Genomic DNA, 12934 nt, shown 5'->3' on the forward strand with positions numbered 1-12934 from the left:
GAATCACGCGCAAGCGCTAGTTTCTCCATATTCTTCCTGTAAGGGGACATGCGCGCCATGGAAATTTTTTCTGTGCGGTCTTCTCAGAGTTTGCTATTTAAAAACAATCCCCATAACGCAAAAACTTCGAAGACCTCTGACATTGAAATCGAGACCAGAGCTCCGGCCCCGGCCTCGTTCCAGATCGACGACAATAGTGACGAAGGCCCGGATTTCACCGCGGTCAGCCCTGGTGAACTGCGGAATTACGCGCGTCAGAGTTTCGACAGCGGCCTGATCGATCAGAACACCTACGCTGCGATCTCCGAGCCTCTGCCGATGCACGCGATCGATCCGCTCGGCAACGTCATCGATCTCTCCAGCGTCACCGACGGCACGAGCTTCAATTTTCTCGATTATTACAAAAGTCAGTTGCAGATCGCCACGTCGATCGGCGATCCCGATGAGGTCCAGACGCTGAAATCGATCGTCGATTTCCTGGAATAGTTAAATCAGGCTTTGCGCCAACCGATGAGGCCGGGCGTTGCGTGCCAAAGTGCCTGAGCGGCAAACCCCATGAAGAGGACGCCGGAGCAGCGCACGATCAGCCGCTCATGGGCGCGATAGAAGCGGCGAACCGCGCCGGCGCCGATGATGCCGATCAGGATGATGTCGGCCGTCACGAAACCGACGAAGGACACGCAGAGAAGCATCGGCAATGCCTCGAAATCAAGCGCCCCGGCCGAACCCGCGACCAGCGCGGTGAAGGTGGCGAGCGCCACCGGATATCCCTTGGGATTGGTGACGCCGAAGATCAGCCCGCGGCGAAACGGCCGCTCGACCACCATCAGAGCCTGTCCCTCGGCTTTCGGCTTGGCATTGACCGCACTCCAGCCGATCCAGGCGAGATAGAAACCGCAGGCAAGGCCAAGCAGGTCGAAGACGAAGGTTCCGATGGTCTTTGCCCCGACGATCGCGATCAGCGCCAGCGACGACCAGATAAGATCCCCGACCAGATGCCCCATCATGAAAAAAGCGCCGGCTTTGCGCCCCTGCCCGGCGCCGATGCCGAGCAGTTGCAGAAAGGCGGGTCCGGGAATGAGCACGTAGAAAAGCGCCGCCAGAAAGGCGCCGAAGACCAGGGATTGCGTCATAGACATACTCCGGAGGATGATTTGGCAGACTAAGCGATGGCAGGCACCCGTCAAGGGCTGTGCGAAGCGGGATCAAATAGCAAACGCCACTGGCGACAGCTTCCGGCTCAAAGCGAAAGTCTCTCATTCGCCCCTACATAATAGACCTCTAAGGATGCGCGCTGTCGATCGCCGGCACGGTGAACTTCACGACCTCTCCGCCCAGCACTTCGTGTTCCGGCGTGGCGATTTCGATGAGCACCTTGTGTTCACCAGTCGGCAGGCCGGTCAGGACGATAGCGCCGGTACCGCCGGCATCGGCCCAGCGCCAAGGCAGGTCGTCAATGCTGACATGAAGGTGACCGGCCCTCGGCGAGACCTCGCTGGCGCTGGCGCCGAAGATTGGCAGGATGCGGAAGTTTTCGGTTCGATAGGGAATGATGGCCACCGCTCTCTTCGCGAGCGGTCCCGGAAGCGGCTGATCCACGAAGAGTTTGGGTGCAGGCTCGTTCTGGATGGGAAGAAACGGCGTGGCTGCATGATGCGGCGTTTGCGCGTGGATGGGTGTGCCGGCGGCAAGCAGTAAAACCGCCGTTGCGAGGGCTCTTGCGATCATGGTCATGACAAAATCCTTTGGAAGTCGCGCCTGATATCACCGACATATGCCGGGACGCTGGCGCGACGTGGGTTGAACGGCCCTTGATTGGAGCCCGATCAAGCGACCTTGAGTTCGACGGCAATGTTGCCGCGGGTGGCCTTGGAATAAGGGCAGAGCTGATGAGCACGCTCGACCAGCACCTTGGCGAGATCCGCCTCGATGCCCGGCAGCTTCGCATTCAGCCGCGCCTGCAGCACATAGCCGTCGTCATTCGAGACCAGGTCGATCTCGGCATCGATGGCGGCGTCGGCGGGCACACGGAGCTGGCGCTCGGCCGCGGCTCTTCCGATCGCGCCGAGGAAACAGGCCGACCAGCCCGCAGCAAAGAGCTGCTCGGGGTTCGTGCCCGGGCCCGAGGAACCGGGCGGGGACAGTTTTACATCGAGGCGCCCATCGGAACTGCGAGACGCGCCGTCACGGCCGCCGGTGGTGTTGGTGGTGCCGGTGTAGATGATTGTCGACATTCAGATACTCCTTGTCGGTTTGTTCGACGCCGCCCGGGATCAAGGGAATTGGGCTGCGATGACGGAAAAATGAGCTCTGCAAGTCCGGTCCGGTAGCGGGCAGAAACGAGAGTGAGCCTCTCGTTTTCGATCAGCGGCGCCTCCGGCAACGAGAAGCGGGATCGCTGCGACAATGTCGAAAAGTCTCGTGTTGCGTCCTCATATCCGCGGCGCGCCAGGCGACCGGGTAGACAGGCCTAACGGTTCCCCGACCGTTGAGAACTTGCAGGATTCGGGAGGCTGCCTCTCGGGTTCTCTCGCTACCGCCGGTGCCGGAATTGCGCGACTTTCAAAGCGCTAACCCGGGATCGTCACCACTGAAGCGGTCCCGCTTTCACATCCAGCCGGGAGACCGACATGAACACGGATTTCAAACGCAAGATCGTCTTCGCTCTATCGATGGGCATCGTAACGACAGGGCTGATCTCTTTTACACTGCTTGCGCTCAACCTGGGCTTCTCGAAGGGGTTCGCCCTGACATGGCTCCGCTCGTGGAGCATCGCCTATCTCATCGTCATCCCCGCCATCCTGCTGGTCGGCCCTCGCCTTCAGGCGCAGATCGATCGCGTCGTTCGTTGAAGGCAGGGGCCAGCTTCATTCCGATGAAGGCGCATCGCCGTAGTTGCTGCAAACCGCGCGAAGGCGGGGGAGCGCCCAATCGATGAAGGCACGCACCTTGAGGGCAAGCAGGCCCTGACGCGAATAGACGATGTTGACCGGCTTGGGCCCGCCGCCATAGTCCTTCAGGATCTGCACAAGCGCGCCCGAGGACACTTCCTCCGGAACTTGATAGTCGAAGAGGCGGGCAATGCCGGCCCCCTTTAGCGCGGCGGCGACGCAATTGGCCGCCGTGTTCACCTCGATCCGGCTCCGCGGCAGAATTTCGGCGGGCTTCCCGTCGATCTCGAAACTCCAAAAGAACGACCGCTTGTGGAACATGATCCCATCGTGATTGGCAAGTTCGGTCGGATGTTGGGGAAGACCATGCCGTTCCAGATAGGCCGGACTTGCGCAGGTCAACAGACGGAACTCACCGGCCTTGACGGCGTGGAGCGAACTGTCTTCCAACTCACCAAGTCGGATGGCGACATCGACCTGCTCATTGACCAGATGAACAGAGCGGTCGAGTGAAAGAACGTTCAATATCACCTGCGGATGCTCGTTCATGAAATCAAGTGCGATCGGCAGGACATACCGGTGGCCAAACTCGATCGGCATCGTGATGGTCAGCAGTCCCCGCGGCGTCTGGTACTCGCCTGACGCCCTGCGTTCGACCTCTTCCAGATCGGCGATAATCTTGCGTGCCGCGTCGACATAGTCGCGACCGGCATCGGTAAGCTGCAGGTTGCGGCTTGTTCGGATGATGAGGTTTGTGCCGAGATATCGCTCCAGATCGGCGACCTTGCGGCTGACGCTCGGCAGCGGTGCGTTCAGCTTCCGGCTACCCGCCGACAAGCTCCCGGCATCAACCACCGCAAGCAGAACCCGCATTGCATCAAGCCGATCCATATTGCCCCGATGGTTGGAAGCCTCTCTGTTTAGGATATGAGAAATCGGTTCTGCTGAATAGGCGGTTCCGCCGTTCACCTCGGGCCTCGACGACGCAGATCGCCTGACGATCCCAGGCGTATCGAGAGGGTGGCTCTCATTTTCACCGGGTACCGGCCAAGGCCCGTAGCCGGTAAATTTTACCCATTCGATCCCATATCCCGCCCGATTGGCCGACCGAAGCGGCCGGGCGTCACGACGATCAAAGGTCCAGGAACCAACGCCAAAAGGGTGAACATTATGGACAGACTCTTCTATGTCGGCGTGTCGGCCGCGCTTTTTGCGGCCTTTGCCTTTTCGCTCAACTTTGTTGTGCCGTTCATCATCGGTGACTATTCCACCTTTGATTTTGCCCTCATCCGTCATGTCGTCTCGGCCCTCGTCGGGCTTTGCATTCTGCTTTCGCAGAAAGGTGCGATGCGCCATCTCACGCTTCGGAACTGTCTGCAGGCCATCTGGCTCGCCTTCGTCGGATATGTCGGCTACTTCCTGACCGTGACCGGAGCGGCCGTCTTTGCCGGCCCCGTCATCGCTCCGGCCTTTCTCGGTCTGGTGCCGATCGTATTGATGGTCATTGGCAATCAGCGTCAGGGATCATTGCCGTGGCGATCCCTTATGATGCCTCTGGCGCTGGTGCTGGTCGGCCTTGTTCTCGTCAATGGCACGGCATTCACGGCTGAAGGATTGGACTCCGTCGAATCCCTGTGGGTTGGCGTGCTGCTGGCGCTTGCTGCCGTGGGACTTTGGGTCTGGTTCGCTCTTGCCAATCAGGCCGCCCTCGCTGCCCGACCAGAAATGCCCTCCGGCGTGTGGTCGGCCCTGATCTTGGTCGGAGGTGGCGTCTTGATGCTGGTCTTCTATCCCGTCGGCGCCGCGATGGACCTGTTCCAGCTTCCGGTATTGGGGTTCGGCTGGGATGCCGCCAGCAGCCTATATGTTTGGGGCGCGTCTTTCGCGCTGCTGGCAACCGTAGGCGGCGTCTGGGCCTGGAACATCGCATCACGGAGCCTGCCCGTTGCCCTGGCCGCACAGTTGATCGTTTCGGAAACGGCCTTCGGCGTCATCGGAGGACTGGTCGTGCATGCTCGCTGGCCGACCCCGATCGAAATCGCTGGGGTGGCTGTCCTGATCGCCGGCGTTGTTTTGTCGGTGCGGATTTTCTACGATCGCCAATTTGCATCGGGAAAGATATCGCTTGCGCACGAGTGACCCTCTCACGTTCAGCGCATCGCTCCGGCGAGACAGAGCAACCGATGCGTTCAAATTCTTCGGTCGAACACAGCAACCGGCGTCTTCAGACGATAGAGCGTCGTCGGTCGCCGGGCCCGCTCGGTCTGCCGTTTTTCGCCTTCGACCACCTCGAGCAGATCCAGATCGTTGATCTTGCGGCGAAAGGCGCTTTGGTCCAGCCGTTCGCCCATCACCGTTTCATAGATTGCCTGCAGTTCCGACATCGTGAAGACCTCGGGAAGCAGCCTTGCCGGGATGGTCGAATAGGCGCCCTTGCCGCGCAGCCGCGCCAGCGCGGCGGTGACGATCTCATGATGGTCGAAGGGCAGTTCGCCAGCGGCCTCGATCGGCCGCAATTCCAGCAGGCCGGCGCCGCCCTCCAACGCTCCCTGCGGGACCAGCGCAAAATAGGCGATCGATACCGACCAGTCGCGAGGATCGCGCCGCGCCGAAGCGAAGGTCGCCAGCTGTTCGAAGAAAATGCCCTCAAGCCCTGCCTTGGCCTTGAGGATGCGCCGCACCGCCGCCTCCGCATCGGCGTCCTCGTCAATGTGCAGATAGCCGCCGATCAGCGCCGGAACGCCGGCAAAGGGCTCGGCGGGCCGCGGCAGCAAGGCCACGCATAATCGTCCTTGGTGCAGCGTCAGCAAGACGGTGTCGACCGTCACGATCGGCCGCGCGAATTCAGCCTCTGCCATTGGCATCTTCCTGGTGAAGTGTTCTGGGCTCTCATAAGGGCCCATCATAAAAATAACAATTTGCAAATAGCAACTTGCAAAGTGCAATTTGCAAGTCTATATGATCGATAACGAAGGCAGCGGGCGGGACGCCCGGGCCTGATCGCCAAGGCAACAAGCAAAGGAGTGATGCCATGGGTATGGGACGTTTCAGCACAGCCGACTGGGCGGCCTACAATGCACGCCATGTGGATGGCCGCAGCCGGTCCGAAGTATTCGGCGCCACCGGCATCGACCCCCGGTTCGATCCGGCGCGCTTTGCCACCCGCGAGAGCCGCGACAGCGCCTACAATCCGCAGTCGACGCCGATCATTCTCGCCTCGGATGTGACCGGCTCGATGGGCATGATCGCCCACGAGCTGATGCGCGGCGGGCTCATCACCCTGACATCGGAGATCTATGACCGCCGGCCGGTATCCGATCCGCATATCATGGTGGCGGCGATCGGAGATGCGTATACCGATACCGCACCGCTGCAGGCCACCCAGTTCGAGGCCGACATCTCGCTTGCCAGCCAGATCCGCGCCCTGTGGCTCGAAGGCAATGGCGGCGGCAATGACGGCGAAAGCTACAGCGCCGCCCACCTTCTGGCTGCCCTCAAAACCTCGACCGATGCCTTCGAAAGGCGCGGCCGCAAAGGCTATCTCTTCACCATCGGCGACGAGCCGGTTCACAATGGCCTGACTGCCGACCAGATCGCCCGCATCTTCGGCATCGAACCGCCGCGCGGTCTGAACGCCCGGGAATGCCTTGCGATGGCGCAGAGATCCTATGAGGTCTTCCACATCGTCATCCGCGAGGGTTATGCAGCCGCGCGGCTCGACCGGGTGCTGGCGAGCTGGCAGCCGTTGCTGCCGGGCCGGACCTTCGTGCTCGATGACCACAGGCGCATCGCCGAACTGGTGGTGTCGATCATCGAGATCACCGAGGGCCGGGATGCCGGCGAGGTGGCCGCCAGCTGGCCGGGTGCGGCCGCCGCAGTCGTCGCCAAGGCCATCGGCGAACGCCCGAAGCGGCGCCTGCTGCCCTTCTTTTAATCCGGCATTCTAACTGCCCCGGCGCGATCGCGCCGGGGCCATTGAGGAGCAGAATGATGGGTATCCAAGCACAGGCCGTGATCGGCGCGCTTTATGGCGACGAAGGCAAGGGACTGATGGTCGACCGTCTTGCCGCAGCCACGCCGGGGGCCGTGGTGGTTCGCAGCAATGGCGGCGCTCAGGCCGGCCACACCGTGGTCGATCCCGCCGGCCGCCGCCATGTCTTCCATCATATCGGCTCGGGCAGCTTTGCCGGGGCCGCCACGCATTTCAGCCGCTTTTTCGTCGCCCATCCGATGCTGCTGCTCGGCGAGCTGACGGATCTCAGCCAGCTCGGGGTGAGGCCTGAGATCAGCAGCGACCCGCGGGCACCGGTCACCACGCCCTTCGACGTCATCATCAACCAGGCCTTGGAGCTGGCGCGCGGCACTGCCCGTCACGGCAGCTGCGGCCTCGGCTTCGGCGAAACCATCGAACGCAATCTGCGCCCCGAATTCGCCCTCTCGACCAAGGATCTGTTCCGCCCCGATCTGCACGCCCGCCTTGTTTCCATCCGCGATGCCTGGGTGCCCGTCCGGCTGGCCGCACTCGGCATGACCGCCCTGCCCGCAGAGCTGGCCGCCGCGCTGGCCGACGACACCACCATCGCCCGCTTCGAGGCCGATTGCGCCGCCTATCTCGACCGCGTCACGCTCTGGCCCGACCGGCGGCTGTGCGAACGCGGCGCCGTCATCTTCGAGGCGGCGCAGGGCCTCGGGCTCGATCAGAACTGTGGCGCCTTCCCCCATGTTACCCGCTCGAATACCGGGCTCGCCAATATGTTCGCTATTGCAGCCGAAGCCGGCATCACCGCGCTCGACGCAACATATGCGACGCGCTGCTACACCACCCGGCACGGCGCCGGCCCCCTCAAGGGCGAAGTTGCCGCACTGCCCGGCATCACCGTTGTTGATCCCACCAATGCGCCGAACGAGTGGCAGGGCAGCCTGAGGCTCGCGCCGCTCGATCTCGGCACGTTGCGCGAGGCGATAACACGCGATCTGACGTTGGACCGCAGCGGCATCACCGTCAAAGCCGGACTGGCGGTCACCTGCCTCGATCAGGCGGAGGATGGTTTTGCCGTAACGGATGACGGAGAGGCGATACGGCTTGATCCTGCCAAGGCGGCGTCTGACATAGCCGAACGCGTCGGCCTGCTGCTCTGGGCCGAAAGCTGGGGACCCCGCCGCAGCGATGTCAGGCTGTATGCAGATGCAGCCGCCGCGAAAGTCGCTGAATAACTAAGAGCCCGCGCGGCAATGCCGGCGGGCTCATATTCCGCGTAAACGCGAACGGCGATTACTTCACGAGGTTGCGCTTGCCGAGCGTGCGCAGACGCAGCGCATTGAGCTTGATAAAGCCGGCCGCGTCCTTCTGGTCGTAGGCGCCCTGATCGTCCTCGAAGGTGACGAGCTTGTCGGAATAGAGCGACTTTTCGCTTTCGCGGCCGATGACCATGACATTGCCCTTGTAGAGCTTCAGCGTCACTTCGCCTTCGACATGCTCCTGGCTCTTGTCGATCAGTGCCTGCAGCATCTCGCGCTCCGGCGAGAACCAGAAGCCGTAATAGATCAGCTCGGCGTAACGCGGCATGATCTCGTCCTTGAGATGGGCAGCCCCGCGATCGAGCGTGATCGATTCGATGGCGCGGTGCGCCGAGAGCAGGATCGTGCCGCCGGGTGTTTCGTAGACGCCGCGCGACTTCATGCCGACGAAGCGGTTCTCGACGAGGTCGAGACGGCCGATGCCATTGTCGCGGCCGTAATTGTTGAGCGTCGCCAGCAGTGTCGCCGGCGACATCTCGACGCCGTTGATCGAGACGGCATCGCCCTTGCGGAAGCCGACCTTGATCACCGTCGCCTTATCAGGCGCGGCTTCCGGGGAAATGGTGCGCATATGCACATATTCCGGCGCCTCCTGGGCGGGGTCCTCGAGAACCTTGCCCTCGGAAGAGGAATGCAGAAGGTTGGCGTCCACGGAGAAGGGCGCCTCGCCCTTCTTGTCCTTGGCGACCGGGATCTGATGCTGCTCGGCGAAGGCGAGCAGGTCGGTGCGGCTCTTGAACGCCCAGTCGCGCCACGGCGCGATGATCTTGATATCGGGATTCAAAGCATAGGCGGAGAGCTCGAAACGAACCTGGTCATTGCCCTTGCCGGTGGCGCCGTGGGCGATTGCATCCGCACCCGTCTTGCGGGCGATATCGATCAAATGCTTGGAAATCAGCGGACGGGCAATCGAGGTGCCAAGCAGATAGACACCTTCATAGACGGCATTGGCGCGGAACATCGGGAAGACGAAATCGCGCACGAATTCCTCGCGCACATCCTCGATGTAGATCTCCTTGATGCCGAGCATTTCGGCCTTCTTGCGCGCCGGCTCCAGCTCTTCGCCCTGGCCGAGATCGGCGGTGAAGGTGACAACTTCGGCGCCGAGTTCGGTCTGCAGCCACTTCAGGATGATCGAGGTGTCGAGACCGCCGGAATAGGCGAGAACGACTTTCTTCACGTCTTTGTATGATGCCATGATGATGAGGTCCGTTGCATAAAAGGCCGGCGAAAACCCGGTGTCGCGGCACTTTTAGCGAGATTGACGCGTGACGCAAGGGCAAGTGCGACGCCACCGGCGGCGATAGCGTTTGACAGCGGCAAAGCGGAGCCCATATTCGCCAACGTCCGAGCAATGATCGAGGAGGGGCTCCCCGTGACCAATATTCAAGAGATTTTCAAGAAATCCAATGTTGCCGTCATCACCGGCGGCGCGTCCGGCATCGGCCTGGCGGCAGCGAAATATTTCGCCGGGCGCGGCATGAGCGTCGCCATCGCCGATCTCGGTGGCGATAGGCTGGCCGAGGCCGCCGACCAACTCAAGACCATTGCCGGCGAGGAAAATGTGATGGCGGTCGAAACCGACGTCGCATCCAGGGAGTCTCTGGAGGCGCTCGAACGCGCCGTGCTCCAGCGTTTCGGCCGCGTGCACGTGCTGATGAACAATGCCGGCATCGGCCCAGAAACCTCGATCTTCAGCCCGCAGGCCAACTGGGACCATATCTTCGCCGTCAACCTGATGGGCGTCATCAACGGCACCCGCACCTTCGGCCCGAAGATGCTATCGCACGGCGAACCCGGCCTGATAATCAACACCGGTTCGAAACAGGGTATCACCACGCCGCCCGGCAATCCCGCCTACAATATCTCCAAATCGGGCGTGAAGGTCTTCACCGAAGCGCTCGAGCATGAGCTTCGCAACATCGACGGCGGCAAGATCTCCGCCCATCTTCTGATCCCCGGCTTCGTCTTCACCGGCCTCACCAAGGGCGACCGCGCGGAAAAGCCGGCCGCCGCCTGGACACCGGAGCAGACGGTCGACTTCATGGTCGAGAGCATCGAGCGCGGCGATTTCTATATCCTCTGCCCCGACAACGACGTGGCCCGGCCGGTCGACGAACGCCGCATGGCCTGGGCTGCCGGCGACATCATCGAGAATCGCCCGCCGCTGTCACGCTGGCACAAGGACTATGCCGACAAGTTCAAGGCCTTCCTCGACCAGAAGTGATCGGCACTATGAGAAGGTTTGATTGGTAATTTTCTGAAAGCCGGGTAGAAAATCGCCCGATCTTCCCGGCTTTCAGAGCGTGCCATGGATTTCCTGCCGAGCCTCTCGACCCTTGTGGCCTTTGCCGCCGCGACGCTGCTGCTCGCGGCGACGCCCGGTCCCGACATGACGCTATCGATCAGCCGTTCGCTGACCCAGGGCAAAAAAGCGGCTCTTTTCGTCGTCATCGGCACCAGCCTCGGCATCGTCGTCCACACCATGCTGGTCGCCTTCGGCATTTCGGCGCTGATCATAGCCTCGCCGACGGCCTTCCTGATCCTGAAGACCGGTGGCGCTGCCTATCTGTTCTGGCTCGCCGTGCAGGCGATCCGCTTCGGCTCGAAGCTCACTGTCGCCAAGGTCGAGGAGCAGAAGGGGACGGCGCTTTCGAACATCTCGTCCGGCTTCTGGGTCAATCTTCTGAACCCGAAGGTCATCATCTTCTTCATGACCTTCCTGCCGCAGTTCGTCAGCGCCGGCGATCCCGCCGTCACGCAGAAGCTGCTTTTCCTTGGGCTTTGTTTCATCCTGTTCGCCATGCCGGTCAATGCCGCCGTGGTCCTTGCCGCCGACCGGCTGGCCTCCTGGCTGCAGAACAACAGGAAGGTGCTGCGCGGCATGGACTATACCTTCGCTGGCGTCTTCTCGATCTTCGCCGCGAAGATCCTGCTCGCGCAGGCGAGATGATCGGGCGCTTAGCCGATCAGCACGCTGTTGGTTTAGCCAATCAGCACGCTGTCGGGTTCATCCGATCAGCAAAGCATCGTCATCGAGCGTCTGGCCGCGCATCTTGCGGAACATCGCGATCAGATCCTCGACCTGCAGGTTCTTTCTGTTGTCGCCCGCGACATCGAGAACGATCTCGCCGCCATGCAGCATGATCGTGCGGTGGCCGTAATCCAGCGCCTGGCGCATGGAATGCGTCACCATCATCGTCGTCAGCTTGCGCTCGGCGACGATCTTCTGCGTCAGGTTCATCACGAATTCGGCCATCCCGGGATCGAGCGCCGCCGTGTGCTCGTCGAGCAGCAGCACCTCCGAGCCGGCAAGGGTCGCCATGACGAGCGAAACCGCCTGACGCTGCCCGCCGGAGAGCAGATCCATGCGGTCCTTCAGCCGGTTCTCCAGCCCGAGATTGAGTTCGCCGATCCGCTCCTTGAAATAATCGCGCCTCTTGCCGGCGAGCGCCGGCGCAAGCCCGCGCCTTTCGCCGCGTCGGGCGGCGAGAGCGAGATTTTCCTCGATCGACAGCGAACCGCAGCTTCCCGTCAGCGGATCCTGGAAGACGCGCGCAACCAGACCGGCGCGTGTTGCCGTCGACTTGCGCGTCACCTCGTTCTTGCCGATCAGCACCTGTCCCTCGCTCGGCAGGACGTCGCCGGCGAGCACGCCGAGCAGCGTCGATTTGCCGGCGCCGTTGGAGCCGATGACGGTAACGAAAGAGCCCTGCTCGATGGTCAGGCTGACGCCGTTCAGCGCCTGCTTCTGCAGCGGCGTGCCGCGCCCGAAAACGACCTTGATGTCCTTGACGCTGATCACGATGCGGCACCTCCGCGAAGACGGGGAAGGATGAGCGCCACGGTGACCAGCACCGCCGTCACGAAATTGAGGTCGGAAGCCTGCAGGCCAATGACGTCGCTGGACAGCGCCAGCTGGATCGCGATGCGATAGAGGATCGAGCCGAGCACGCAGCCGATCAACGCGATCAACAGACCGCGGCGTCCAAGCAGCGTCTCGCCGATGATGACGGCGGCCAGACCGACGACGATCGTGCCGACACCCGAGGTGACGTCGGCAAAGCCGTTCGTCTGGGCAAACAGCGCACCGCCGAATGCCACCAGCGCATTCGAGATCGCCATGCCGAGATAGATCTGCCGGCTGGTATCGACGCCCTGGGCCCGGGCCATCCGCGCATTGGCGCCGGTCGCACGCATCGCAAGCCCGGCATCGCTTTCTAGGAAGCGCCAGACCAGGACGAGGGCGACGATCACGAGAACGCCGACAAACAGCGGCCGCACGTAGAAATCGCGCAGGCCATGGCCGAAGAACGGGCTGATCATCGTATCGGCATTGATGAGGGCGACGTTGGGTTTGCCCATCACGCGCAGATTGACGGAAAACAGCGCGATCATCGTCAGGATCGAGGCGAGCAGATTGAGGATCTTGAAGCGCACGTTGAGCAGCGCCGTCACCATGCCCGCGGCCGCACCCGCCGCCATCGCGACCACTGCCGCAAGCCAGGCATTGACGCCGGCAATGATCAGCACCGCGGTCACCGCAGCACCAAGCGGGAACGAGCCATCGACCGTCAGATCGGGAAAGTCGAGAATGCGGAAGGCGAGATAGACGCCAAGGGCGACGAAGGAATAGACCAGTCCGAGTTCGACGGCCCCCCAGAATGCAATTTGGCTCAAGGCTTTTAGCCCCTTTTTGTTACCGTTCCGCCCGTCGCGAAACCGCAACCTTTTAATACTTCAGC

The 12934-nt window shown here is 62.0% G+C and carries 15 protein-coding genes; 7 read left to right on the forward strand and 8 right to left on the reverse strand.

The features are described 5' to 3' along the window. Window positions 1–57: 57 nt before the first annotated feature. Window positions 58–486, forward strand: a complete 429-nt coding sequence (locus tag ATY75_RS04350; RefSeq protein WP_088936652.1) for a hypothetical protein — start codon at window positions 58–60, stop codon at window positions 484–486. A 5-nt stretch (window positions 487–491) separates the two neighbouring features. On the opposite strand, the gene ATY75_RS04355 is transcribed toward ATY75_RS04350, so the two are convergent. The 3 genes from ATY75_RS04355 to ATY75_RS04365 all read right to left on the reverse strand — a co-directional run bounded on the left by ATY75_RS04355 (window position 492) and on the right by ATY75_RS04365 (window position 2234). Then, the gene (locus tag ATY75_RS04355; protein ID WP_088936590.1) at window positions 492–1133 is read right to left on the reverse strand and encodes a LysE family translocator; all 642 of its coding nucleotides are present in this window, start codon (window positions 1131–1133) and stop codon (window positions 492–494) included. A gap of 148 nt (window positions 1134–1281) precedes the next feature. Next, a complete protein-coding gene (locus ATY75_RS04360; protein WP_190241313.1) occupies window positions 1282–1734 on the reverse strand; it encodes a DUF6130 family protein in 453 nt (150 codons plus the stop codon). Window positions 1735–1826: 92 nt separating this feature from the next. After that, window positions 1827–2234, reverse strand: a complete 408-nt coding sequence (locus ATY75_RS04365; protein WP_088936591.1) for an organic hydroperoxide resistance protein — start codon at window positions 2232–2234, stop codon at window positions 1827–1829. A gap of 396 nt (window positions 2235–2630) precedes the next feature. On the opposite strand from ATY75_RS04365, the gene ATY75_RS04370 reads away from it, so the two are divergent. After that, window positions 2631–2852: a DUF2798 domain-containing protein gene (locus tag ATY75_RS04370; RefSeq protein ID WP_064841004.1), complete on the forward strand. Its 222-nt coding sequence runs from the start codon at window positions 2631–2633 to the stop codon at window positions 2850–2852. 15 nt (window positions 2853–2867) lie between these two features. On the opposite strand, the gene ATY75_RS04375 is transcribed toward ATY75_RS04370, so the two are convergent. Next, window positions 2868–3782, reverse strand: a complete 915-nt coding sequence (locus ATY75_RS04375) for a LysR family transcriptional regulator (protein ID WP_088936592.1) — start codon at window positions 3780–3782, stop codon at window positions 2868–2870. Window positions 3783–4061: 279 nt separating this feature from the next. Between ATY75_RS04375 and ATY75_RS04380 the strand changes: the two genes are divergently transcribed. Further along, entirely contained in the window at window positions 4062–5030 is a 969-nt protein-coding gene (locus ATY75_RS04380) for a DMT family transporter (protein WP_143535264.1), read from the forward strand. Window positions 5031–5080: 50 nt separating this feature from the next. Here ATY75_RS04380 and ATY75_RS04385 read toward each other — a convergent pair whose 3' ends face one another. After that, window positions 5081–5749, reverse strand: coding sequence for an NUDIX hydrolase (locus ATY75_RS04385; RefSeq protein WP_088936593.1), 669 nt, complete (start codon window positions 5747–5749; stop codon window positions 5081–5083). A 173-nt stretch (window positions 5750–5922) separates the two neighbouring features. Here ATY75_RS04385 and ATY75_RS04390 point away from each other — a divergent pair, with 173 nt between their 5' ends. Both ATY75_RS04390 and ATY75_RS04395 read left to right on the forward strand, forming a co-directional pair. Next, window positions 5923–6825 carry a hypothetical protein gene (locus ATY75_RS04390; protein WP_088936594.1) on the forward strand — a complete coding sequence of 301 codons (903 nt, stop codon included), beginning with the start codon at window positions 5923–5925 and terminating at the stop codon, window positions 6823–6825. A 56-nt stretch (window positions 6826–6881) separates the two neighbouring features. Further along, a complete protein-coding gene (locus tag ATY75_RS04395) occupies window positions 6882–8105 on the forward strand; it encodes an adenylosuccinate synthetase (protein WP_088936654.1) in 1224 nt (407 codons plus the stop codon). 58 nt (window positions 8106–8163) lie between these two features. Here the strand turns inward: ATY75_RS04395 and ATY75_RS04400 are convergent, their stop codons facing one another. Next, window positions 8164–9387 carry an argininosuccinate synthase gene (locus ATY75_RS04400; protein ID WP_003567353.1) on the reverse strand — a complete coding sequence of 408 codons (1224 nt, stop codon included), beginning with the start codon at window positions 9385–9387 and terminating at the stop codon, window positions 8164–8166. A 177-nt stretch (window positions 9388–9564) separates the two neighbouring features. Between ATY75_RS04400 and ATY75_RS04405 the strand changes: the two genes are divergently transcribed. Both ATY75_RS04405 and ATY75_RS04410 read left to right on the forward strand, forming a co-directional pair. After that, window positions 9565–10416 (forward strand): SDR family NAD(P)-dependent oxidoreductase, encoded by an 852-nt coding sequence (locus tag ATY75_RS04405; RefSeq protein ID WP_064841478.1) that lies wholly within the window; start codon window positions 9565–9567, stop codon window positions 10414–10416. Window positions 10417–10500: 84 nt separating this feature from the next. Further along, window positions 10501–11142, forward strand: a complete 642-nt coding sequence (locus ATY75_RS04410; RefSeq protein WP_064841010.1) for a LysE family translocator — start codon at window positions 10501–10503, stop codon at window positions 11140–11142. A gap of 57 nt (window positions 11143–11199) precedes the next feature. Here ATY75_RS04410 and ATY75_RS04415 read toward each other — a convergent pair whose 3' ends face one another. Continuing rightward, a complete protein-coding gene (locus tag ATY75_RS04415) occupies window positions 11200–11994 on the reverse strand; it encodes an ABC transporter ATP-binding protein (RefSeq protein WP_088936595.1) in 795 nt (264 codons plus the stop codon). Further along, on the reverse strand, window positions 11991–12869 hold the full coding sequence (locus ATY75_RS04420; protein WP_012559241.1) for an ABC transporter permease: 879 nt from the start codon (window positions 12867–12869) through the stop codon (window positions 11991–11993). Before ATY75_RS04420 ends, ATY75_RS04415 begins: the two co-directional genes overlap by 4 nt. Window positions 12870–12934 lie beyond the last annotated feature (65 nt).

Origin of the sequence: Rhizobium sp. N122 (assembly GCF_002211295.1) — a bacterium.
Lineage (GTDB): Bacteria > Pseudomonadota > Alphaproteobacteria > Rhizobiales > Rhizobiaceae > Rhizobium.

Bases quoted from the DNA above. Each gene is read 5' to 3' on its own strand.
- ATY75_RS04390 (WP_088936594.1), top strand. From the start codon at position 5,923: ATGGGTATGGGACGTTTCAGCACAGCCGACTGGGCGGCCTACAATGCA.
- ATY75_RS04370 (WP_064841004.1), top strand. From the start codon at position 2,631: ATGAACACGGATTTCAAACGCAAGATCGTCTTCGCTCTATCGATGGGC.
- ATY75_RS04365 (WP_088936591.1), bottom strand. From the start codon at position 2,234: ATGTCGACAATCATCTACACCGGCACCACCAACACCACCGGCGGCCGT.
- ATY75_RS04375 (WP_088936592.1), bottom strand. From the start codon at position 3,782: ATGGATCGGCTTGATGCAATGCGGGTTCTGCTTGCGGTGGTTGATGCC.
- ATY75_RS04355 (WP_088936590.1), bottom strand. From the start codon at position 1,133: ATGACGCAATCCCTGGTCTTCGGCGCCTTTCTGGCGGCGCTTTTCTAC.
- ATY75_RS04410 (WP_064841010.1), top strand. From the start codon at position 10,501: ATGGATTTCCTGCCGAGCCTCTCGACCCTTGTGGCCTTTGCCGCCGCG.
- ATY75_RS04350 (WP_088936652.1), top strand. From the start codon at position 58: ATGGAAATTTTTTCTGTGCGGTCTTCTCAGAGTTTGCTATTTAAAAAC.
- ATY75_RS04385 (WP_088936593.1), bottom strand. From the start codon at position 5,749: ATGGCAGAGGCTGAATTCGCGCGGCCGATCGTGACGGTCGACACCGTC.
- ATY75_RS04395 (WP_088936654.1), top strand. From the start codon at position 6,882: ATGGGTATCCAAGCACAGGCCGTGATCGGCGCGCTTTATGGCGACGAA.
- ATY75_RS04360 (WP_190241313.1), bottom strand. From the start codon at position 1,734: ATGACCATGATCGCAAGAGCCCTCGCAACGGCGGTTTTACTGCTTGCC.
- ATY75_RS04380 (WP_143535264.1), top strand. From the start codon at position 4,062: ATGGACAGACTCTTCTATGTCGGCGTGTCGGCCGCGCTTTTTGCGGCC.
- ATY75_RS04400 (WP_003567353.1), bottom strand. From the start codon at position 9,387: ATGGCATCATACAAAGACGTGAAGAAAGTCGTTCTCGCCTATTCCGGC.